The organism is Streptomyces sp. NPDC050636, from assembly GCF_040654775.1.
Classification (GTDB): Bacteria; Actinomycetota; Actinomycetes; order Streptomycetales; family Streptomycetaceae; genus Streptomyces.
In genome coordinates this window covers 1-22,794 of the sequence record NZ_JBFAIP010000069.1, presented here as the reverse complement: position 1 = coordinate 22,794, position 22,794 = coordinate 1, and the positions used below count along the sequence as shown (strand labels likewise).

Below are 22,794 nucleotides of genomic sequence, written 5' to 3'. Positions count from 1 at the left end.
TCTCAGCCTCCGTTGTGTCCCACGCGCGGCTGGCCCGGCCATCCCGATCCAAAGGCATACCCATCCACTAATAAGGTAAGTGGTATTTAGCTATTTTGAGTGAACTAGCTACATACAAGCGTTAGTTGATATTACGTCCGATTATGGTGGTGCGCATGGAGCCTGATGCCCCGCGCGCCCGCCTGGCGGCCATCGCCGCCCATCTGCCGTCGCGCTACCGGACCATGGAAGCGACCCGGGCGAGGATCGCCGCGTCCGGCGGGGCATATGTGCCTCCACCCGGCCTGCTCGAAGAGCTCACCGGAGTGCGCGGCGTCCACGAGCGCGACGACGGTGTCCAGGCCTCCGACCTCGCGGTGGCGGCCGCCGTGAAGGCACTGAAAGCAGCCGGCACCCAAATCGGCGAGGTGGACCTGCTGTTGTTCGCCGCGACCAGCCAGGACCTCATCGAACCCGCCACCGCGCACATCGTGGCCGCCAAACTGGGCGCCACCTGCCCGGTCTTCGACATCAAGAACGCCTGCAACAGCGTGCTCAACGCCATCGAGACGGCAAACGCCCTCATCGCGACCCGCCGCTACCGCACCGTGCTGATCGCCTGCGGAGAGAGCATCACGGACGCCACCCGCTGGTGCGTTCCCGACCACGAGGCCCTGCTCCGGGCCATGCCTGGATACACGGTCTCCGATGCCGGGGCCGCGCTCGTGCTGACCGCTGCCCCGGCCGACGACGACGGCCCGGGAGTGCTCACCATGGCCTTCGGCAGCGACTCCAGCGCCTGGAGGGCCTGCACCGTGGCAGGGGGCGGGTCGCTCAACGGCCGCTCCACCGACGACGAGCACACCACCCTCCGGCTCAACGGCGACCTCCTCCGCAATGCGCTCGACGACATGCCCTTCATGGTGGGCACCACCCACCAACAGGAGCTGGAGGCGATCCGCAGAAGCGCGTTCATCGCCTTCCACCAGATCTCCATGCCGCAGTTCCACGACTCCTCCAGCAAGTTCCGCCTGCCCGCGGACCGCTGCATGGCCACCGTGGCCGACCACGGCAACTGCGCCGCCGCCTCCCTGCCACTGCAGATCGTCAAGGCGCAGGAAACCGGCCGGGTGGAGCCGGGCGACACCGTAGCCATGATCGGCCTGGCCAGCGGGACCAGCATCGGTCTCGCCCTGATCCGGCTGTGATGGCGGTGAACACGATCGCGTCACGTCCCGATGACCGGCCACCGCCGACCGTGCCGCACAGGCTGCTGCCCGGCTATCCGGACCCCGCCCACTGGTGGCACGTCCCGGCGACCGGCCAGCACTACCTCGACACCGGCACGGGCGATCCCGTGTTGCTGCTCCACGGCAACCCGTCGTGGAGCTACGCATGGCGGCATCTGCTGCCCGTCCTGTCACCCCACGTCCGGTGCCTGGCTCCGGACCTCCCGGGGCTGGGCCTGTCCCCCCGCCCCGCGGTGGCACCGAACGCCGCCGATCGGTACGCGGCACAACTCGACCACCTGGACGCCCTGTTCGCCCACCTCACCGGTGACCGGCAGCTTCCCGCCCAGGGATGGACCCTGGTGATGCACGACTGGGGCGGGCCGCTCGGTATCGCATGGGCCCTGCGCCGGCCCGGCGTGGTGGCCCGCCTGGTCGTCCTCAACACCATCGGGTTCCGCTGGCCGCCGGGATACCGGCTACCCGTCTACCTGAAGTGGATCAGGGACTTCGCACCCGTCGCCGCCCTCGCGCACCTCACCAACGCCTTCCCCCGAGCTGCCCTACGAGCCGGAGTCGTCCATCCGCTCCGCGCGGCCGAACGGCGCGCGTCCCTGCTGCCGTACGCCCGCCGCTCGGACCGCAGGACCGTCGTGGAATACGTCCGCAGCATCCCCCACAGCGACGACGACCCGGCGTGGCGGCTGCTGGAACCCCCTGACGGCCACAGCAGCAGCCTGGCCGCGCTGCCGGTGTTCATCGGCTGGGGAATGCGGGACCCGGTCTTCACCCCGCTCGTGCTGGACGAGTGGACACGCAGGTTCCCGCAGGCCCGCGTCCACCGGTACGCCGACGCCGGCCACTTCGTGATGGAGGACGCGGCGGACGAACTCGGGCGCCATATCCGCGACTTCCTCCTGGGGAGGGTACGGCGATGAGCGACGCGGGCCTCTACTCGCAGGTGGTGCGCCTGGCCGAGTCCCACCCCGACACCACCGCGCTCGTGCGCGGGCGCCGCGACGGGTCCGGACAGTCCATCAGCTTCGCCCAACTGCTGGCCGGATGCGGCCGGGTGGCCGAGGCGCTGCGGGCCGCCGGCGTCCGCAGGGGCCAGAAGGCGGTGACGATGACACGCGACCCGTTCGAGCTGGTCACCGTCGTCTACGGGCTGCTGACCATCGGCGCCGTGCCGGTCCTGGTCGAGCCCGGGTTGCCCCGCGCGGACCTGCGGGCCTGCCTGGACGGGGTGGCCCCGCAGGTCTTCGTCGGTGAGCCGCTGGCTCACGTGGCACGCCGCGCCATGGGCTGGGCACACGGGCACGTACGCACGTCCCTGGTGACCGGCCCCGCCCTCCCCGGGCTGGGGCGTCAACTGCCGGTGTCGGTGCCGGAGAACGGCGGGCCCGGCCCGGAGGTCCGGGAACCCTCCGCCGAGGAGCTGGCCGTCATCGCGTTCACGTCCGGCTCCACCGGAGTGCCCAAAGGCGTGGAGTACCGGTACGGCACGCTGACCGGGCAGGCCGAGGCCCTCGGTCCGGTGCTGGCCACGGAGCCGGGCGGAGTACTGCTCGCCGGCTTTCTGCCCCTCGCCCTGCTGGGCCCCGCCCTCGGGGTGACCACGCTCGCCCCGGCCGTCAACCACCTCGCCCCGGCCCGCACCCGCCCCGAGCGCGTTCTGCGGCCCCTGCTGGAACACCGGGCGACGGTGGTCGCCGCCTCCCCCGCCGTCCTCGGACTGCTGGCCGGCCACTGCGCGCGCCACGGCCTGGCTCTGCCGTCGGTCGACCGCGTCCTGTCCTTCGGCGCCCCGCTACGCGCCGGGCTCGCGGACGCCCTGCGTACCGTGCTCCGGCCGGACGCCGAGGTGTTCAGCGTCTACGGCGCCACCGAATGCCTGCCGGTCAGCGCCGTCAGCGCCACCGATCTACGCACTCTGCGCACCGAGGCGCAGCACGTTCGCGCGGGGACGTGTGTCGGGCGCCCGGTGCCCGGCGTAGAGGTACGGGTACTCGAAGCCGACCGTACCGGGGTGGGCGAGATCGCGGTCGCCGGCCGTAACGTCAGCCCCGCCTACCATGCGCGTCCCCAGGCCACTGCCGCTTCCAAAGCGGCCGCCGACTGCGGCCTGCTGCACCGCACCGGCGACCTGGGACGGCTCGACGACCAGGGCCGCCTGTGGTTGGTCGGCGTGGGCCCGGCCGGGCGGCAACAAGCCGTGCTGTGCGCAGAGCTGGAAGGGCGTGGCCGCCGGAACCATCGCGACGCCACCGAAGCCCTGCGCGACGCACTCGACCGGCACCCGGACGGTCGGCGCATCGGTCAGGTGCTGATCCACCCGGGCTTTCCCACCGACATCCGCCACAACTCCAAGATCGACCGGCAGCGGCTGGCCGTCTGGGCCACCAAACGCCTGCGGAGGGCGCGATGACGGGGCCGGCGAAAGTCCTCGTCACGGGTGGCTCCGGCTTCCTCGGCACAGAGATCTGCCGCCGGCTCATCGCCCGCGGCACCGAAACCCATTCCCTCAGCCGCCGCACCAGCAGAGCTCTGACCCTGCTCGGCGTCCGTCAGCACCAGGGCGACCTCGTCGACCCCGCCGCCGTATCGCGGGCGGTCGCCGGCTGCGACGCCGTCATCCACACGGCAGCCCTCGCCGGAGTGAGCGGCCCCGCACGCCCCTACTGGATGACCAACGTCCACGGCACCCGCAACGTCCTCAAACAGTGCCGCGCCCACGCCGTTCGCACCCTCGTCCACACCTCGACGGCAAGCGTCGTCTTCCACCCCACCGGCCTGGAGAACGCCGACGAAAGCACCCCCTATCCCCAACGTCATCTCGCCGCCTACCCCTGGACCAAAGCACGCGCCGAACAGCTCGTCCTGGCCGCCAACCGCCCTTCCCTGGCCACCTGTTCCCTGCGCCCCTACATCATCTGGGGCCCCGGTGACCCCCACTTCGTCCCGGCCGTGAAGCGCGCGGTCCGCGGCCGCCGCCTCCTCATGCCCGGCGACGGCACCAACCTCATCGACACCACCCATCTCCACACCGCCGCCCACGCCCACCTCCTCGCCCTCGACCTCCTCCACGAACGACGGTCCACCGGCGGCCAACGCACCGACGGCGGCGCCTACTTCATCACCCAGGGCGACCCCCGCCCTCTGCGCGTGATCGCCACACTTCTCCTGGCAGCCGGCGGGGTCCGTGCCGAATGGCAGTCCGTACCGGCCCGGCTGGCGTACGCCGTCGCCACGGCCCGCGAAGCGGCCGCCCTTCTGACGGGCGCCTCTGGCACCCACGAGCTGAGCCGCTTCCTCGTGGCCGAACTCACCTGCCCGCACTGGTTCGACCTCACCGCCGCCAAGGAGAACCTGGGGTTCGTACCGCCGGTCACCTTCGCTGAGGGCATACGCGACCTGTACGACGCGATGCACGGTCCGCCTTTGTGAGGGACCACGCCAGTCGATGAGACCGCGGGGGGGGGAGCCATCGTCGGCGCGGTGGGTGGACCGTACCCCGTATCCGTTGCGGCAGGTCCCGGTCGGCTTGACGTCGGCCGGCATGTACTCCTCGGGGAAGGCGCCGCCCTCGAAGCCGAGTCCCAGCCCCTTGCGGACGATGCCGGGCCGTTCAAAGCCGACGGGGCGCCCAGGTGTCTGTGCCTGGGCGCCCCGTCAGGGATGTGACGGCGTCAAGGGCCGTCTGTCGGGACCTTGAGATCCCGTTCCGTTCAGCCGCGGGGCTGTCCGGCGGTCTCCAGCTGCTTGTCCTGGTGCGTCCCCTTCGCCGCGATGTGCGGGTTGCGGGACTTGAGGACGGCCCAGCCGATCCCCAGGCACACGGCCCAGCCGGCACCCACGTACAGCGACACGCGGCCGTCCGGGTCGATGGCGATCAGGACGGTCACCATGAGCAGGAACGCCACCGCGATCCAGCTGCACACCGTGCCGCCCGGCGCCGGGAAGGACGAGGCGGGCAGTCGGCCGGCGACGACCGCGCGGCGGTAGAGGATGTGGCTGACGAGGATCATCAGCCAGGTCCAGATGCCGGCCGCGGTGGCCACCGACATGACGTAGCCGAACGCCTTCTCCGGAACGACGTAGTTGAGGACCACGCCGATGCCCATGAGGGCGGCGGAGAGGGTGACGCCGATCGCCGGGGTCTTGGCGGAGCTCAGCCTGCCGAGGACCTTCGGGGCCTCGGAGTTGGCGGCGAGGTCGCGGAGCATGCGCCCGGTGGAGTACATCCCCGAGTTGCAGGACGACAGCGCGGCGGTCAGGACGACGAAGTTGATGATCGCCGCACCGGCCGGGATACCGATCTTCGCGAAGGCGGCCACGAACGGGCTGACGCCCTCCTCGAACTCCGTCCACTTGACGACCATCAGGATCACGCTCAGCGCACCGACGTAGAAGACGATGATGCGCCACGGCAGCGTGTTGATGGCCTTGGGCAGGGTCTTCTCGGGGTTCTCGGACTCACCCGCGGTGACACCGACGAGCTCGACGGCGAGGTAGGCGAACATGACGCCCTGGAGGGTCATGAGGCTGGAGCCGATGCCGTTGGGGAAGATCCCGTCGTGGGCCCAGATGTTGGAGACCGCAGCGGCGTCTCCCGCCTGGCTGAAGCCGAAGGTGACGACACCCAGACCGATCACGATCATGCCGATGAGCGCGGTGACCTTGACCATCGAGAACCAGAACTCGATCTCACCGAAGATCTTCACCGAGATCAGGTTGGCCACGTACAGCACGACCAGGAAGACCAGTGCGGTGACCCACTGTGGGACTTGCGGGAACCAGAAGTTCACGTAGATCGCGGCGGCCGTCAGCTCGGCCATGCCTGTGACGACCCACATGAGCCAGTACGTCCAGCCCGTCACGAACCCGAAGAACGGACCGAGGAACTCGCGGGCGTACTCCGCGAAGGAACCCGATACGGGGCGGTACAGGAGCAGCTCGCCGAGCGCCCGCATGATGAAGAAGACAATCACGCCGGCGAGGGCGTACATGAGGATGAGGCTGGGCCCGGCCTTCGCGATGTTCGCGCCCGCGCCCAGGAAGAGGCCGACGCCGATGGCGCCGCCGATGGCGATCATCTGGACCTGACGGCTGCCGAGCCCGCGCTCGTAGCCCTCTTCCGGTGTGGTGCCCGGGGCCCCGTTGCCGTCGCCGAGGTTCGTGCCGACCTGCGTTGAGGTCATGTTGTGGTGCGCCTTCCGCTCCATGCCGACCCGCGCCTTGGCTGGCGTCGGATCGGGTCTCGATCCCCCCGGATACTGATGGAGTTGCATGCCGGCGATCGGCCGGCTCAAGCGCCCCCTAGGCGGACATGGGTGACGTCCGCCAGGTGGTCGTGAAGATGTACCACGGGCGAAATCCAGCCACTGTGGCGCAGACCACTGGGCAAATCCGACACAATCTCCCACACCAAGGCAAATTATCGATTGCAGTAACCGGATCGTTATTCGATCCGAGCAACCCGCTGAGCGGACACCGGCACATCGCCGATGCTCCGCGTCAGCCTCCGCGACAGTCAGTGAGCGAGCCTTGCGGGTCACGCCGGGATGCAGGCCGATCATTGTGATGACGAGGTGACGCAGTGTGACAGGGCGAGCGGGTGCGGCAGCCGTCGGCCGGGACTCAGGAGCGCGTCCTCGGTGGCGAGATCTCGACGGGCGATGCGTTCCCGGAACTTCTGCGAAGTGGGCCGATCAAGCGGCGCGGGGCGGGCGGCTCCGGGTCACGACCAGGATGGCCATGTCGTCCTCGTGTTCACCCTCGGTCCAGCGGCCGACGTCTTTGGTGAGGGCATCCACCAGTGCATCGGGGTCCCTGAACCGCCTGCGCATGCGCCCTGAGGAGACCGGATCATAGAAAGTCCCCCGCCTGTCCCGCGCCTCGGTGACACCGTCGGTCACCAGCAGCACCGAGGCCCCCGGGGGCAGCCACACCACATCGACGGGCACTGAGGCCACAGGAGCGAGATCGCCCAGCCCCACCCCGAGGGGCAGCTGTGGAGCGGTCGGGTCGAGGCGTACGCACTGTCCGTCGTGAACCAGGTACGGGGGCGGATGCCCGCAGTTCACCAGGCTCAGCACCTCGCCATCGGCGGACACCTCGGCCAGCACGGCGGTGGTGAAGCCTTCCGTGGAGATCACCGGGCCGCCCCGGGCCGCTGCCCTGGCCAGCGCCTCGTCCATCCGCTGCGCCAGCGTGACCAAGGTGGGAGCGTACTCGGCCTCCTGACGGAACGCTCCGATCGCGACCGACACGGCGGCGACAGCCGCAATGCCTTTGCCCCGCACATCACCAATGATCATGCGCACCCCGAACGGCGTCTCCTGCACCGCGAAGAGATCACCGCCGATCCGCGCCTCGGCCTGCGCCGCCGTATACCCGGCAGCCACGGCCAGCGGCCCGACCTCCCTCGGCGGATCCGGGAGCACCGCCCGCTGGACCGCCTCCGCGACATCCCTCGCCTGCGCCAGATCGCGTCCTTGCCGCGCAATGAGCCGGTTGACCGCGAGAGCCAGCACGCCGATCAGGCCGACCACGGCCAGATCGACAAACAATGGCGTCGCCGGACGTCCGCGTTCGATATCCACCGCCACCGAGACCACGCACGTGACACACACGACGGCGAGCGCGGAGCGGAAGGAGAGCGTGGCGCCCGCGACGAGCGGTGCGGCGGCCAGCAGCGGGAGTCCCATGTACGGCTCGGGCGCGAAAAGGTCCAGCAGGACGCCGGCCACGAGGGCCAGCGCCGCGAGCATCCACGGCACCTTCGCCAGCGTGGGTTGCAGGACTTTCACAGTGCATCTCCTGCTGCCGGACCGCGCTCGCGACCCGGAAAGTACGGAGCCACCGCACGGTTTGGCCACCGCACCCTGTGAGTGCTTCCAGTGGCTTCACATATACGCCTTGTGGGCCGGATGCGCTCGTTGCGGGCACCCTCCCACCCGTGACCAAGGGCGGTTCACCTGCGCTCCTTGCCGCCATCTGCCGGCCATCGGACTTCACCGGGCCGGGCTTTATGGCCGGGCGGGGCGAGGCGGGGCGGCGTGATTTTTTTGTGACCAGGACCAATATGACCAGGACCAAGGAGCCATGGGCCACTTCGGCACGTCCGCTCGGCACGTCCGCTCGGCACGATCGGTCAATCGTCGGTCACGTGATGCATACCGAGCAGTGATGAGCCGACTGAAGATCCTCCAGGTGGCCGGAAATGGACCGTGCACAATTCCTGGCTGATTCGTGCGCTTGCGTGTGGCGACGTTTTCCGTGTGCGCCCGATGTTCTCCGTACATCTGCAGGTAGTCGGCGCATGCAGGCCCAATTTATCCGTAGGATCATCTTCCCGATAGGAAATTGAGTCACTTCGCCGGATTTCCTTGACGAGTAATGCCGGTGTCCGCCGAAATGAGGGAGAGCGCCACTCCGTGAGAATTGGCGGGTGTGGCGCACAGGTAACAGAGAATTCAACGGAACGAGAATCCATCGGAAGGGGAAGTTCCATGTCCGAGGAAGACGAGCTGTTCGAGGAGATGGCCATTCCGGAGTCGGAGACGGCTTTCGCGGGCCACAGCTGCCTTTGTTTCGTCACTGAATACGACGGGTCGGAGCCGGCCGAGTAACGAAAAGAAGTGTCTCCCGGCCGAGCGGTGAACCGGCCGGGAGGCGCTGTCGCGCACCACACCACGGCTCTCCGAAGGCGGACAGAATTGGACACCTCCCGGCCCACCTCCCGGCCCGCCCCCAGCCCTGCCTCCCCCAGTCCCACCTCCCCTGGTTCCGCCTCCCCGCCGTCGCTCCGTCGCGACGTACGGCTCGTCGCCCGCGGCGAGCACCTCTACGTCTGCGCGAGTACCGGCACCCTCCGCGTCCCCGTCCGGCTGCCCGGCTCCGATGACGAACAAGGGCTGGTCGCGCTCGGCGCCGTACCCGAGCGGGTGGGCAAGGGGCTGCGCGCCCGCGGACTGGCTCACTCCGGGGACGGCCGGCTCTCGCATCCGCTCTACGGGGACGGCACGGACCGGAGCGGCTGGACGGTCGCGGTGGCCGGGGACGGGCCGCTGGCCACCGAGGTGACCAACCTCCTCACCCGGGCCGGAGTTCGGGCCGTACCGGCCGACGGGACCGGTGAACCCCGGGCCGCGGTCCTCCCGTTGGGCCTGCCCGAGGACGAACTCCGGCGCTGGACCGACCTGGTCCTCGACGGCGGCACACCCCTGGTGACCTACCTCAGCACCCCGACGCGGCTGCTGCTCGCCGGCCTCAACCCGCCCCGTACTCCCTGCCCGGTCTGTCTCGTACGACGGATCCGCGCCAACCACACCTGGCAGCCGGTGGCCGGTCTGCCGTTGGACCTGATGCTGGGCGCGGCGGAGAGCGAGGCATGGCCGACCACGGCCATCGCCGCCGGCGTCGTGGCCCATGAGGTCCTCACCGCGCTCGCCGCCCCGGAGGCGCCGACCGGGCCGCCGATGCTGACCGAACTCGACCACGCCTCCCTGGAGCGCACCCGGCACGCGCTGTTCCACACCCCGGGCTGCCCTGCCTGCGGCACCGCCGCCGTACCGCCCAAGCAGGCCGACGCGGGCGCGGTAGCCGCCGTGGACGCGCGGGAGAGCTGGCAGTTGATGCGCGGCGCGGTCGATCCACTGACCGGGCTGGTGCCCGAGCTGCGGGTGGACGAGGATGCGGGCCCGATGGGCGGCACCACCTACGCACGGACCGCCGGGATGATCACCACGACGTGGTTCTCCCCGGTGGCGGCCGAGGCCCGCGGCGGGGCGGTGAAGAGCGATCCGGTCAACGCCCGGGTCTGTGCGGTGGGCGAGACCCTGGAGCGGTACGCGGCCGGGGTGTACGACCCCGGCCGGTTCGTCCGCGCCACCCTCGCGGCGCTCGGCGACGAGGCGGTCGATCCGCGCAGCCTGCCGCTCGGCTCTGCCAAGGAGTACGCGGAGCAGCGCCGTTACGCGCCCTTCGACCCGGACGTGGAGATCGACTGGGTGCGCGGCCGGTCCCTGACCACCGGCCGCCCCCGGTACCTGCCGGCCTGCGCGGTCTATCTCCCCTACCGCTTCCCGCGTGCCCACAAGCCGTGGTTCGACCCGATCTCCACCGGGCTGGCGGCCGGCGGCTCGTATGACCACGCCGTCCTCGGCGGCCTGATGGAGATCGTCGAACGCGACGCCACCCTGGTCTTCTGGGAGAACCGGCTCACCCTCCCCGGCCTCGACCTCACCCGCCTCCCCGACGGGCCCGCCCGCCGGATCGTCGAGCGGATCACCGCCGAGGGCGCGACGGTCACCTGCAAGGACCTCACCACCGACCTGGGCATCCCGGCCGTCGCCGTACGCTTCGCCGAGGGCAGTGCCGAGCGGCCCGTCGTCATCCACGCCGCCCGCGCCGGCCTCGACCCGCACGCCGCGCTGCTGGGGGCGCTGGAGGAGGCGTGTCTGTGCCGGACCGGGGCGGGCATCTGGCTCGAAGAGGCCGAGATCCCGGCCGCCGACGCCGCCCTGAGCAGCCTCAGCGAGTTCTGTCTCTACTACTGCGCGCCCGAGCGCCAGCACCACCTCGCCTTCTGGGACGACGGCCCGGTGAGCCCAGTGCCCGATGCCCGGCCCGCCGGCGCGCTGCAGGACGACGTCGCGGAGGCGGTCCGACGGCTGGCCGCCCGTGGCCACGAGACGATCACCGTCGACATCACCCCCGTCGACGTGGCCGAGTGCGGCGTCTCGGTCGTCCGGACGGTGGTCCCGGGCCTGTGCCCGCTCACCCTGCGCAGCGACTTCCACCGGCGCGGCGGCCCACGGGTCTTCACCGCACCGGTCGCCATGGGCGTCCGTGAGACCGCCCTGACGGAAGATCAGCTCAACCCGATGCCGCTGCCGTTCCTCTGACGGGCCCTCAGCGTGAGGGCGAGGGCCACGACGACCCGACGGAAGGCGAAGCCACGTCATGAACGACACCCCGAACAACGCCCCGGACGACGCCCCGAGCAATGCCCCGAACGACGCTCCCCATAACCGCTACGACGACAAGTGCAGCTACCGGCGCAATCCCGACCTGCTGCTGGAATGGGCCGAGGGCGGCGGCCCGGTCCTCGTCGACTGCCGCCGCTGGCGGAAGTTCACCGCCAAGCCCGCCCTCGTCGATCTCCTCAACCAGCTCGACCAGCCGCAGACCGCGGACCAACTCCACGACCGCTGGCAGGATTCCGCCCCCGGCAGCGATGTCCGCAAGCTCCTGGCCCGGCTCACCACGGCCGGCATCCTCCAGCGCCGCGACCCGGACGACCCGGGGAGCACCTGGGCCGGGCCCGGCGGTGACGACGGCTGGACCCCGTACGAGCTGGCGGTACACGCCCGGTCCGGCAACGGCCCGGTCCCCGACGCCGGCCAGGGCACCCCGCCGCCCGCCCGCCTCCACCACCCCGAGGCCGACGCGGTTATCGCCCTCCCCGACGGCTCCGACGCACCCAGCCGCCCGCTGGCCGACGTACTGGCATCCCGCCGCAGTGTCCGTGCCTACGCTCCCGAGCCTGTCCCGTTGCCCCTTCTCGCCGCCCTCTTGGCCCGCTCCGCCCGCGTCCGCGGTCACCTGCCCCCGCGCGCCTACGAGCAGACCCAGCGCCCGGCGCCGTCCGGCGGCGCCCGCCACAGCCTGGAGATCTACCTCCTGGCCCGCGCGGTCGAGGGCCTGACCGGCGGCGCCTACCACTACGACCCCTTCGCCCACACCCTGCACAGGCTCTCCCCGTGGACCGGCGAGTTGGCCGCCCTCCAGCAGCGCACCGTCACCGACCTCGCACTCCTGGACTCCCCGCCCCCGGTCAGCCTCTACCTCGCCTCCTGCGCCGCCCGCACCGGCTGGAAGTACGAGGGCATGGCACTCAGCCTGATCTACCGCGACACGGGCTGTCTGATGCAGACCCTGTCCCTGGCCGCCACCGACCTCGGCCTGGCGTCCTGCCTCACCGGCCGGATGGAGTCCCCGGCGGCGGCCCCCTTCCTGCCACCGCCACACCGCGACCGCCTGATCCACGTGGGCAGCCTGGCCCTCGGTCTGCCCACGGGACGACCGCCCACCCCGAGCGTCGATCCCCTCGACAACTGACGACACATCGCGCGGGGGGCGCCAGAGGTCTGTGCGGCGGATCCGGCGGGCCGGGAGAGGCGCTGCGGCCGGTCCTGCCGGCAGCCGGTACCGAGGTCCCCGCCCGGCAGCCCCCTCGTCACACGTGTCAGCGCGGGCAGTTGGCGGCCTTGTCCGGCAGCTTTCCCCCGACCAGATATCCGTCGACGGCACGGTCGGTGCACGTGGACGGATTCTCCGAGGCGTACGCCCCGTGCCCCTGGCCCTTGCGTACGAGCAGTGAGCTGTTGTCCAACTGCCGGTGCACCGCCTGCGCGTTCGCCAGCGGAGTGTACGGATCGTCGGTGTACGACACCAGCAGTACCGGTGCCGCCCCGGATGCCTTGATCGGCTCGACCGCACCGGTGGGGGCGATCGGCCACGTCGCGCAGTCGATCATCTGCCAGGCGTAGTAACGCCCGAAGAGCGGCGACTGCTTGGCGAACGCCTCGGCGGTGTCGAGCATCTCCTTCGGGGACTTCGGCGCGGACGGGGAGTCCAGGCACAGCACCGCCGGCATGCTCAAGGAGACGTTCTCCTCGGCCTGTTCCTCCTGCGGCGTCGGCTTCTTGCCACCGCTCTCGCCGGTCATCTCCGCCGCCAGATGCTCGAAGGCGGTCCCGTCCCCGTCCAGGGCGGCCACCAGCGCCCTGGTCAGGCTCTTCCAGCTCTCTTCGGCCGTCACGGCCATTCCCAGATACGTGGACAAGGTGGCGTCGGTGAATTCCTCGCCGTCGGCCCCTCGCAGCGGCTGCTGCGCCAGCTTCTTGGCGAACGCGGTGAGTCTCCGCAGAATCTGGTCGGTCGTGGCTCCCAGACGGTGATCCCCGCGCGCGACGAGGTCCTGGGCGTATCGACGCATCGCGTCATCGGCGGTCTTGACGTCGAGCCGGGTGACCTGCCGCATGTCGGCGGCCGGGTTGACGACACCGTCGAGCACCATCCGGCCCACCTTGTCGGGAAACAGCTTCATGTACTGCTGGCCGATGAAGGTGCCGTAGGAGATGCCGGTGTAATTCAGCTTGGCGTCCCCCAGGACCGTCCGCAGCACATCCAGGTCGCGCGCGACGCTCACGCTGTCCATGTGCGCGAGAACAGCGCCACTCGCCTTTTGGCATGCCTGGGCACGCCTGGTCGCGTCGGCGAACGCCTTTCCGGCCTCCGCTTCGGTACGCGGCGGGTTCTCGGGCCCCTGCGCCACGCCGTCGGGGCACTTGATCTGCCCGGAACCGGCTATGCCTCGTGGGTCGAAGCCGACCAGGTCGTAGCGGGCCCGAGCCTGTCCACCGGCCTGCCAGTTTCCGTTGGCCACGTCGGACGCACCGCCCGCGCCCGGCCCGCCGGGGTTGAAGAGCAGTGACCCCAGCCGACGACTGTGGTCTTTCGCCGGCACCCGCGACACCCGCAGTTTGACGGTCTCCCCGTCCGGGGCGGCGTAGTCGACAGGCACCTTCACCCAGCCGCACTGCGCGCCGGACACGGCCTCGGGGGTGACGTCCGCGCCACAGGCCGTCCACTGGACCTTCTGCTGCGTGAAGTGCGCGGGCAGCACCGGGACGGAAGTGTTCATGGCCTTGGCATCGTCCGGCTGGGTCGCTGCGGCACCACTGACGCCGCAGCCCGTCACCACCAACATGCCGGCGGCCAGTGCACCGGCGGTCAAGGCCATGGACTTGCGGGGTTTGGACATCGCCGTTCTCGCTCTCTCGCTACTCCCCCGGGAAGCATGCGCACAGGCGCCGCCATCCCGCTGTTGGCCCCGTCACAGTCGGGCACCAGGCTTACGCAGCGCCAACAGGCGACCACGCATCGCGACCGGTCCGGACGCGTCACGGTTGCGCGGTTGCCGCCGGTCAGGAGCACGGTGAGTGAGGTGTTGTACCCGTCGGTGATCAGGTGCTGATTCGAGCCGACCCTGCCCTCTGGCACCGCCCATCACTCGATGAGCTGGAACGCCATCGCGCCCCCGGCAGCGCGGGAGCCGGGGCCCTTGGTTACCTGCTGATCGGTTCGGCGAGGAAAGGGAAAGCGGTCGGTGTGCTCCCGGACGTAGCATCCCCCGGATGACGACCTTGGCCGATGAGACCATCCAGCCGTTCCGTATCGGGATACCCCAGAGCGATCTGGACGACCTTCATGAGCGCCTTGAGCGAACCCGGTGGCCGGATGAGCTGCCGGGCGTGGGCTGGGCCTACGGCATCCCACGCGACTACCTCAAGGAACTCGTGCACTACTGGCGGCATGTGTACGACTGGCGGGCCGCAGAGGCCGAATTGAACCAGTGGCCGCAGTTCACCACCACGATCGACGGTGCGAACGTCCACTTCGCGCATATCCGATCGCCCGAACCGGATGCGACCCCGCTGCTCATGACGCACGGCTGGCCTGGCTCGATCGTCGAGTTCGCCGACGTCATCGGCCCGCTCACCGACCCCCGCGCGCACGGCGCCGCCCATGCCGAAGCCTTTCACCTCGTGCTCCCCAGCATCCCCGGGTTCGGTCTCTCCGGACCCACGGCGCAGACAGGCTGGGAGATCAAGCGGGTGGCCGCCGCGTTTGCCGCACTGATGGCGCGCCTTGGTTACACGCGCTACGGGGTGCAGGGCGGCGACTACGGAGCGGGCATCTCCAGAGAGCTCGGACGCACCTGGCCCGAGCGGGTCGTAGGTGTCCATCTGAACCTGCTGCCGAACTCGTTCCAGGCCGAGGAGCCTGGCCCGGACGAGCTGGCGGCGCTTGTCCCGAGGGAGCGGGAGCGCGCCTTGGCCTCGTGGGAACGCTTCCAGGCATGGAGCCGCGACCGTCAGGGGTACGCCGACATCCAGGCCACCCGGCCGCAGACGCTGGCATACGGCCTGACCGATTCCCCTGTGGGCCAACTGGCCTGGATCGCGGAGAAGTTCAAAGAGTGGACCGACTCCGATGGCTGTCCGGAGGGCGCAGTCGACCGCGACCGGCTGCTCACCAATGTGATGCTGTACTGGCTGACCGGGACGGCCGGGTCGTCCGCCCGTATCTACTACGAGCGCGCGCACGCGGATGACTGGGGCACGCCTCCCGAGCCGTCGGCAACGCCGACCGCGCTGGCCGTCTTCCCGTGGGACAACTTCATTCCGCTGCGGCACATCGCGGACCGCACGAACAACATCGTGCAGTGGACGGAGTATGACCGAGGTGGGCATTTCGCGGCGATGGAACAGCCGGAGCTTCTCGTCAGCGACATCCGGACGTTCTTCCGGAGACTCCGGGACGCGGCGACGGCCGCAGGTGCCCAACCCGCTCGGCACACATCATGAAAGGTTGACGACGGCACGCCGGCACGACTTGCACCTCCCGCAACGGGAGGTCCTACGGTCCCGAGTCATGAAGATTGTTGTTCACGACACGGCGTCCACCATGATCGATCTCCTGCAACGACCGTTGGAGGAACGGCCCGACGCCCTGCGAGAAATACTCAGCCCGCTCCAGAGTGCGATGTCCGTGATGGGCGACACAGACCTGGTCCAGATGCATCGCAGCATGGGCAGTGGCTTCCGGCTCGACCGTGAGGACCCGCGGTACCTGCCCGCCCTGCGTCAGATGCAGGACGCGGGCGTGTGGAACCAGATCGAGGATTCGCTCGCCGCCGGGTGGCAGCGGATCAGCGGTGCCGTGCCCGGCATCGAGCACGCCGAGACCGTTCACGTCGTCGTGGTGCTCGGAGACCCCGACGACGACCACCTGATGGTCCGCAGTGCCGGCTATTTCGGTATGGGCGGGTTCCCGGGGGCGATCCACCTGGTGATGTGGCCCACCGAAACGAGCCTGAAGAAGATCGGCCAGTGCGGCGTGCACGAGCTCCACCACAACGTGCGCTACGCGAATGTGGCCTGGAACCCGATGACCGTCACGGTGGGGGAATACGTCGTCGCCGAGGGGCTGGCCGAGGCGTTCGTACGGGAACTGGCCGGCGAGCAGGCCATGGGCCCGTGGTCGAAGGCACTGACCGGCGCCGGACTGGACAGCGCCTACGAAAAGATCACTGCCGACATCGACGTGGCCGGGATGCAGAACCTGACCGGGTATGTGCTGGGCGATGCCACCGCGCAGCGCATGGGGCAGCAGCCCGTGGGACTGCCGGACTTCGCCGGGTACGCGGCCGGCCTGCGGATCGTGGACGCCCACCTGGCGGCCTCCGGTCTGACCGCCGCCCAGAGCACCGCCCTGTCGGCGCGCGAGATACTCCTCAACGCAGGCGTGCCGACCAGCGCGTGATCGCGCCCGGCAAGTGTCGTACCCAGAAGGGCATTTGGTCCGGCCCCGCGCGGCTGCGGGGCCGGACACTGCTGCGGAACGGCGAGCGGTCCAGCGGCTCATGGCTCGGGGGTGGTGCTGGTTGGAGACTGGAGCAACTGGATCATCCGCTCGATGACGAGGACAGGCAGTGCCGGGTGCCGGGCCGCGATGTGTGCGGTGTCGGTGTCACGCAACAGCCGTCAGCCGCGGGTCGGTCGCGGCCCGGTGTCGTACTTCTTCGTTGGCGTCCCGGCTGAATCGCTCTACCAGCGCGGCCGTCGACTCCGGGTCGTCCAGGGCTAGGGCCTGTCCGACCCTGACCCATCGGACAGGCCCTAGTTGGCGCATTCGCGGGTCGGGGTCGTCGGCATAGCGCAGGAGGCCGTGGCGGGGGAAGTTCGGATGCCCGTGGGGGCGGTCGGGGATGCTCAGGCTGCCGTTCCACCACTGTTCGACAGGCGTAGCAGGTCGGCACGCATGTCAACGGGTGTGGCCGGATTGAGTACCAGCCCTTGCGCCCAGAGCTCGCGCAGTCGCTTCGAAGGCCCCGGCCCCTGAATCCCTACCTCTTCGCCTCAGGGGGCCGCTGTCCCGGTGAGCCGTTCCGTGGGCAGGTTACGGGTGAACACGAAGCTGACGAGCGTGACGCCGGCGGCCGCAAGAATCGCGGCCTTGAGGCTGTTCAGCTGGGCCTGGGAATAGGCGTCCACGACCGCGTCGGCCTCGGCCGGCGGCAGCGAGGCGCGTTCGGTCGCGGCTCGGATCTCGTCGGTGCTCACGAAGCTGACCCCGGCTTCCATGGCGATACCCGCCTGCTCGCGCACCTCGTCGGAGATCTTCGGGTTGTCCTCGATCTGCGTGGTGAACGCGGCTACCAGGGCACCGATCAGGATGGAGCCGATGAGGGCGGTGCCGAGGGAGGATCCCAGGTTCTGGGCGGTGTACTGCAGGCCGCCCACCTCACTGCGTTCGGACTCGCCCACGCTGGACTGCACGACATTGCCCAGCTGCGAGGCGAGGAGTCCCATCCCGATTCCCAGCACGGCCATCGCCAGGGCGAACGACACGTCGTCGATGCTGGGCTTGATGGTGGCGAGCAGCCACACGACGGCGATGAACAGCACCAGCAGACCGGTCCGTACGACCGTGCGCGGGCCGGCGAACCGGCTGAGGAGGGGGCCGCTCATGGCGGACACCAGCATGGTGATCGACACCGGCAGCAGCCGCAGACCGGTCTGGAACGCGTTCAGGCCCTGCACCACCTGCAGGTAGAGGGGGATGACGAAGAACAGACCGAGGAGGATGAGGTTCTGGCTGAGCAGCATGCTCAGGCCGGAGCGCAGCGGCGGGATCGCGAACACGGAGAACCGCACCAGCGGTTCCTGCGCCCGGCTCTCCTGCCGTCGCTCCCAGGCCCGGAACAGCCAGAGGACCACGGCTCCTGCCGCGATGACGAAGAGGGTGAGGGAGAAGCCGAAGATCGTGATCGGGGAGTTACGGGGTTTCAGCCATCCCCAGGAGCTGCTCTGCAGGACGCCCAGCACCACGATGGCCAGGCCGGCGGCGGACAGCAATGCGCCCACGGTGTCCAGCCGGGGACGCGGCTCCGGCGGCGGGTGGGCCTCGACCCACCGGATGAGGCAGAGCATGGCCACCACCAGGACGACCTCACCGGCGAAGACCAGCCGCCATGTCAGATACGTCGTCACCCAGCCGCCGAGCAGCGGGCCCACCGCGATGCCCGCCCCGGCCAGCCCGCCGATGACCCCATAGGCGACGGCCCGGTCCCGGCCGGTGTACGCGCCGGCCACGAGCGCGGCCAGGGCCGGGAGGACCAGCGCCGCGCCGAGTCCCTCGATCACCGACCAGCCGAGCGCGAGCACCCACAGGGTGGGGGCCACGGCGGTGAGCGCGGAGCCCGTGCCGTACACGACCAGTCCGATGGCGAACATGCGACGGCGGCCGAACATGTCGCCGAGCTTCCCTCCCGTGATCATGAAAGCGGCCATGACCAGGGTGTAGAGGGTGATGACGGCCTGGATCGCCGTGACCTCGGTGTCGAAGTCCTCGACCAGCTGGCTGATCGATACGTTCATCACCGAGGTGTCCAGCACCATCAGGAACTGGGCCGTGCCGAGGATGGCCAGAGGCCGCCAGCGCCCCATCGCGTGCACCTCCGCAGGTTCGACGTGCGGCACGGGTCGGTGATCCGCCGTCACGACGGCTCAGGATAGGCAGGTGAAAGGCGGATTCATCGTCTTGACCGGTGTCACGTCACCCGACCGGTGTCACGTCACCCGACCGGTGGCGGACGGCCGGAACCGGCGGCAGCCAGTCAGTGGTGGAGCCCGGCCTTGAGGGCCACGATGATCAGGCCGAGGAGAAGATTGACCGCGCCTGCGACCACCACCATCCGACGCGGGGCGCCGGCCCGGACCACCGCCACGCCGGCCCACCCCACCTGCTCGGTCACCGCCACGGCGAGCCCCAGCCACGCGGCGCCGTCCGGCCCGAGCCCCAGCAGAGGACTCACCGCCACGGCGACGGCCGGCGGGACGGCCGCCTGAACGATCGGCCACTCGTCCGCACCGACCTGGCGGATCTCCTGCCGGCTCAGGGAGTGTTGCACCAGCCGGTCCCCGACGAGACGGGCGTAGACGTGCGCGGCCCAGAACACCACACCGGTGCCGAGCAGGAGCAGCACGAGTTCCAGTCGCGGGAAGGAGCCGAGGGTTCCCGCCCCGGCCACCACCGAAGCGGCGAGCAACGATCCGTACACCGCGCCCGCGTAGTCGGTCCTCCGGGCCGCAGCGGGCTCCGGCCCCATGGAGCCGTCGGGCTCGGGGTCGTGACGTTCCATCGCTCCAGGATCCCGCGCAACAGCGGGCACACAGGGCAGGCACGGTCGCTTCGGCCGCGTCGGCCGCGTCGTGGAAGGCGCTGACCGACGCGGACGGAGATGGCGGCGAGGAGGGCGTGCATGGGCAGTGCATGGGCAGTGCACGGGTAGTGCACGGGTAGTGCACGGCGATCGGCATAGCGGGTGAAGCGAAAGGTTCCGTTAATAAAGGGACATCGAGGGCGGTTTTCGGTCAGAGTGCGGACCGGGGTTCCGGGGACAGGGAGCGCTCGTGAGTGGTGACGATTGGCGAGCCTGCGGCGCGCCAGGGCACTGCAAGCGCCGACCTTCCGTCAATTACCACCATCTGACGGAAAATTTTTCGCTTGAGTGCGCAAAAGATGAAGAAAACCGACTGAAAATGCGCTCTGCGTTTTGACTACCGATCGGTCGGTCCCTGAATGTCATCGCCATGCCCGTCAGACCCCGATCCGCGGCCAGCGGCCCGCTGCGCAGGCGCGACTTCCGTCTTCTGCTCGCCGGAGCCGCGGCCGGACAGCTCGGCTCCCAGGTGACCCTGGTCGCCCTGCCGCTCGTAGCGGTACTCCAGCTCAACGCGCCCGCCTTTCAGGTGGGTTTGCTCACGGCCGCCGAGACCGCCGCGTTCCTGCTGGTCGGGCTGCCCGCGGGGGCCTGGGTCGACCGGCTGCGGAAGCTGCCGCTGCTGATCCGGGCCGACCTGGTGCGGGCCGCGGCCATGGCCAGCGTCCCCCTGGCCGCCGTCGCCGGTGTGCTGTCGATGGCCCAGTTGTACGCCGTTGCCCTGGTCACCGGCGTGGCGACGGTCTTCTTCGACGTGGCGCACCAGAGCTTCCTGCCCCGGCTGCTGCCCAACGAACAGCTGGTCGCGGGCAACGGGGCGCTGGAGACCATCCGCTCCTCGGCGCAGGTCGCGGGGCCGGGGATCGGCGGTGGTCTTGTGCAGCTGCTCGGGGCGCCGCTCGCCATCGTGGTGGATGCCATCGGCTATGCGGTCTCCGCCCTGTTCCTGTGGCGTATCAAGCACCCGGAGAGCCGCCCGCAGCGCGCGCCGGACGCCGCCCTGCGCAAGGACATCGCCGAGGGGCTGCGCTTCGTGTTCGGCCACCCCCTGTTGCGGGTGATCGCCGCGGCGACCGGACTGGCCAACCTCTTCTCCGCCATTCTGATGGCCACGCAGGCCGTCTTCCTGGTCCGGGTACTCGGACTGGAGCCGGCGGCGGTCGGCCTGGTGCTGTCCGCCGCCGCGATCGGCGGGCTGGCCGGCGCCCTGTGTGCGGGACCGCTCGGCGCCCGGCTCGGCCGGGCCCGGATCATCTGGCTGTCCCCCCTGGCCACCGGGCCCTTTGCGGTGCTGTTGCCGTTGTCCGGGCAGGGCGCGGGCGCAATGCTGTTCGCGGTCGGCACCGGCGTGGTCGTCTTCGGGGCGGTCGTCTACAACGTCGCCCAGGTGAGCTTCCGTCAGGCCCTGTGCCCGCCCCGGCTGCTCGGGCGGATGAACGCCACTCTGCGGTTCGTGATGTGGGGCACCCTGCCGCTCGGCGCGTTGGTCGGCGGCGCGCTGGCCGAGGCGTTCGGGGCCCGCGTGGCACTGGCGTGCTGCGCGGCCGGGTTCCTCGCCGTACCGCTGCCGCTGCTGCTGTCCCCGCTGCGCGGGATGCGTGAACTGCCGGACGCAGCAGGCGACATGGACGCCGAGATGCCGCTCACGGACACGGACCGCGACCGGCCGGACGCCCCCGCGTGCGCCGCCGACGAGCCGGCCGGCCCCGCCGCCCGCGGCTGACGCGAACCGGAAAGTCCGCCCGCACCGGGCTCCCACCTGCCTGCCCCCACACACCGCCCGTCGCCTTCGCTGTCCCGGGCGGCGCGGCCGGCAACGACAGAGAGGTTTCGTGTGCTCAGCATCACGCACCAGTACCTGGCCCGCTACCACCGGCTCGACAACGGCGACGGGGTGCCGGCCCTACTGCCCGTCACCGGCGCCCAACGTCGGTTTGTGCTGGTGCGGGCCATGGATCCGGCCGGGCGGCCCGACCTGGTACCGATGTTCTTCTCCTTCCCGCGTGGAACGGTCGACACCCGACGCCTCGCCGCGGCCGCCCGGCACCTCGCCGCGGTGCACCCCGTACTGCGCGCCCGGCCGGCCGTGCTGCGCGGCACCCCGGTGCTGCGCCTGGAGAAGCCGGAGGTTCCGGTGGTGCGGGTGTCCTGCGCACCCGGCGAGGACGCGGCCGGCGCCTTGCGACGGGCGCTGGGCGACTGGGCACCGCAAGGGCCGCCGCTGCGACTGTTTTTGACGGAGGATCAGACAGTCGGTGGTACGCGCGAGGTGCTCGCGGTGGTGCTGGACCACACCGTGTGCGACGGTCGCTCACTGGCCCGGATCGTCGAGGAGCTGGCCGCCGCCTACGCCGCGGGGAGCGCGGCCGAGGGGCCGTCCCCCGCCGATGTCGCCGCCGAACTGGACGCCTACCGGGAGGCCGTGCTGCTCCAGCTGGACGAGGAGGCACGGGCGGGCTCGCCCGCGGCGCTGGCGTACTGGGGCGACCGGCTCCGCGCCGTCCGTGAACGCGCCCCCCTGCTCCGTCCGCAGACCTCCTCCCCCGGCGGGCCGCCGAGCGGCTCGGCCGAGCTGCGGATACCCGTCCCGGAGGCCGGGGCGTCCTTCCCCCAGCTGCTCGACGCCTGCCGTGCGGCCGCGGCGGTGCTCTACGGGCAGGGCCATGTGGTGCCGCTCGGCTATCCGTGGGGCGGCCGGCCTCCGGGCACCGCATCGGTGCTCGGCTGCTTCCTCAACACCGTGGTCTTCCCCACCGCGACGGGGCCGGCGTCCTCGGCCCCGGAGGAGACCGCCGGGGCCTGGTGGGACGACCTGGACCGGGCCGGCACCCCCTTCGACGAGGTGGTGCACGCCGCCCGGGCCGCCGGCTCCGGCTGGAGCGGCCGGCTCGACGGGCTGCTGACCGTCGACGACGCTCGGCGGCGTCCCCCGCTCCGCCTGGGCGGTGTGACCGGCCACGAGATCCACATCGACGGCAGGCCGGTCCGCGGCCCCTTCGCGGTGTCCATCACCCAAGGGCCCGAACTCCACCTGCACATGGTGTGGGACCGCGCGGTGCACTCCGACGACGCCGCGGAGGACGCCTTCACCGCGCTCGTCGGCGCCCTGCTAGGCCCTGTCGTCAAACTCCCGTCGTCTGCCCGAAGGGCAGGCTCCGCGGCGTCTGGTGCGTGCGATCGCAAGGCGGAGGGTCTTCCCGGTACTGGGTGTACCGGGAAGAGCCC

Annotated in this window: 16 protein-coding genes and 1 pseudogene; 11 read left to right on the top strand and 6 right to left on the bottom strand. The window is 70.5% G+C overall.

The window, feature by feature from the left end:
* Positions 1-155: 155 nt before the first annotated feature.
* The 4 genes from AB0I10_RS31005 to AB0I10_RS30990 are packed head-to-tail and all read left to right on the top strand — an operon-like array spanning position 156 to position 4,655.
* Positions 156-1,187 (top strand): 3-oxoacyl-[acyl-carrier-protein] synthase III C-terminal domain-containing protein, encoded by a 1,032-nt coding sequence (locus tag AB0I10_RS31005; protein WP_363155993.1) that lies wholly within the window; start codon positions 156-158, stop codon positions 1,185-1,187.
* Complete coding sequence (locus AB0I10_RS31000) at positions 1,187-2,146, top strand: alpha/beta fold hydrolase (protein WP_363155992.1); 960 nt, start codon at positions 1,187-1,189, stop codon at positions 2,144-2,146. Before AB0I10_RS31005 ends, AB0I10_RS31000 begins: the two co-directional genes overlap by 1 nt.
* The gene (locus AB0I10_RS30995; protein ID WP_363155991.1) at positions 2,143-3,636 is read left to right on the top strand and encodes an AMP-binding protein; all 1,494 of its coding nucleotides are present in this window, start codon (positions 2,143-2,145) and stop codon (positions 3,634-3,636) included. The genes AB0I10_RS31000 and AB0I10_RS30995 overlap by 4 nt, the downstream gene beginning before the upstream one ends.
* On the top strand, positions 3,633-4,655 hold the full coding sequence (locus AB0I10_RS30990; protein ID WP_363155990.1) for an NAD-dependent epimerase/dehydratase family protein: 1,023 nt from the start codon (positions 3,633-3,635) through the stop codon (positions 4,653-4,655). Before AB0I10_RS30995 ends, AB0I10_RS30990 begins: the two co-directional genes overlap by 4 nt.
* Positions 4,656-4,936: 281 nt before the next feature.
* Here the strand turns inward: AB0I10_RS30990 and AB0I10_RS30985 are convergent, their stop codons facing one another.
* Together AB0I10_RS30985 and AB0I10_RS30980 are read right to left on the bottom strand one after the other, a co-directional pair.
* The gene (locus tag AB0I10_RS30985; RefSeq protein WP_363155989.1) at positions 4,937-6,409 is read right to left on the bottom strand and encodes an amino acid permease; all 1,473 of its coding nucleotides are present in this window, start codon (positions 6,407-6,409) and stop codon (positions 4,937-4,939) included.
* A gap of 510 nt (positions 6,410-6,919) precedes the next feature.
* Positions 6,920-7,999 (bottom strand): PP2C family protein-serine/threonine phosphatase, encoded by a 1,080-nt coding sequence (locus AB0I10_RS30980; RefSeq protein WP_363156004.1) that lies wholly within the window; start codon positions 7,997-7,999, stop codon positions 6,920-6,922.
* 723 nt (positions 8,000-8,722) lie between these two features.
* Here AB0I10_RS30980 and AB0I10_RS30975 point away from each other — a divergent pair.
* The 3 genes from AB0I10_RS30975 (at position 8,723) to AB0I10_RS30965 (ending at position 12,335) form a co-directional block, all read left to right on the top strand.
* A complete protein-coding gene (locus tag AB0I10_RS30975; protein WP_363155988.1) occupies positions 8,723-8,842 on the top strand; it encodes an azolemycin family RiPP peptide in 120 nt (39 codons plus the stop codon).
* Between the two features lie 87 nt (positions 8,843-8,929).
* Positions 8,930-11,119: a YcaO-like family protein gene (locus AB0I10_RS30970; protein WP_363155987.1), complete on the top strand. Its 2,190-nt coding sequence runs from the start codon at positions 8,930-8,932 to the stop codon at positions 11,117-11,119.
* 58 nt (positions 11,120-11,177) lie between these two features.
* Positions 11,178-12,335 carry a SagB family peptide dehydrogenase gene (locus AB0I10_RS30965; RefSeq protein ID WP_363155986.1) on the top strand — a complete coding sequence of 386 codons (1,158 nt, stop codon included), beginning with the start codon at positions 11,178-11,180 and terminating at the stop codon, positions 12,333-12,335.
* A 127-nt stretch (positions 12,336-12,462) separates the two neighbouring features.
* Here the strand turns inward: AB0I10_RS30965 and AB0I10_RS30960 are convergent, their stop codons facing one another.
* Both AB0I10_RS30960 and AB0I10_RS30955 read right to left on the bottom strand, forming a co-directional pair.
* Entirely contained in the window at positions 12,463-14,043 is a 1,581-nt protein-coding gene (locus AB0I10_RS30960) for an alpha/beta hydrolase (RefSeq protein WP_363155985.1), read from the bottom strand.
* 134 nt (positions 14,044-14,177) lie between these two features.
* A pseudogene (locus tag AB0I10_RS30955) lies at positions 14,178-14,273 on the bottom strand (IS5/IS1182 family transposase); the annotation flags it as partial.
* A 143-nt stretch (positions 14,274-14,416) separates the two neighbouring features.
* Between AB0I10_RS30955 and AB0I10_RS30950 the strand changes: the two are divergent.
* Together AB0I10_RS30950 and AB0I10_RS30945 are read left to right on the top strand one after the other, a co-directional pair.
* Complete coding sequence (locus tag AB0I10_RS30950) at positions 14,417-15,649, top strand: epoxide hydrolase family protein (RefSeq protein WP_363155984.1); 1,233 nt, start codon at positions 14,417-14,419, stop codon at positions 15,647-15,649.
* Between the two features lie 67 nt (positions 15,650-15,716).
* Complete coding sequence (locus AB0I10_RS30945) at positions 15,717-16,607, top strand: DUF2268 domain-containing putative Zn-dependent protease (protein ID WP_363155983.1); 891 nt, start codon at positions 15,717-15,719, stop codon at positions 16,605-16,607.
* A gap of 596 nt (positions 16,608-17,203) precedes the next feature.
* Here AB0I10_RS30945 and AB0I10_RS30940 read toward each other — a convergent pair.
* On the bottom strand, positions 17,204-18,793 hold the full coding sequence (locus AB0I10_RS30940; protein ID WP_363156003.1) for an MFS transporter: 1,590 nt from the start codon (positions 18,791-18,793) through the stop codon (positions 17,204-17,206).
* A gap of 170 nt (positions 18,794-18,963) precedes the next feature.
* Positions 18,964-19,488 (bottom strand): hypothetical protein, encoded by a 525-nt coding sequence (locus AB0I10_RS30935; RefSeq protein ID WP_363155982.1) that lies wholly within the window; start codon positions 19,486-19,488, stop codon positions 18,964-18,966.
* Positions 19,489-19,939: 451 nt separating this feature from the next.
* On the opposite strand from AB0I10_RS30935, the gene AB0I10_RS30930 reads away from it, so the two are divergent.
* Positions 19,940-21,292, top strand: a complete 1,353-nt coding sequence (locus tag AB0I10_RS30930; RefSeq protein WP_363155981.1) for an MFS transporter — start codon at positions 19,940-19,942, stop codon at positions 21,290-21,292.
* Positions 21,293-21,403: 111 nt separating this feature from the next.
* Positions 21,404-22,794 (top strand): non-ribosomal peptide synthetase (locus tag AB0I10_RS30925; protein ID WP_363155980.1); only part of this gene is annotated, 1,391 nt, incomplete at its 3' end.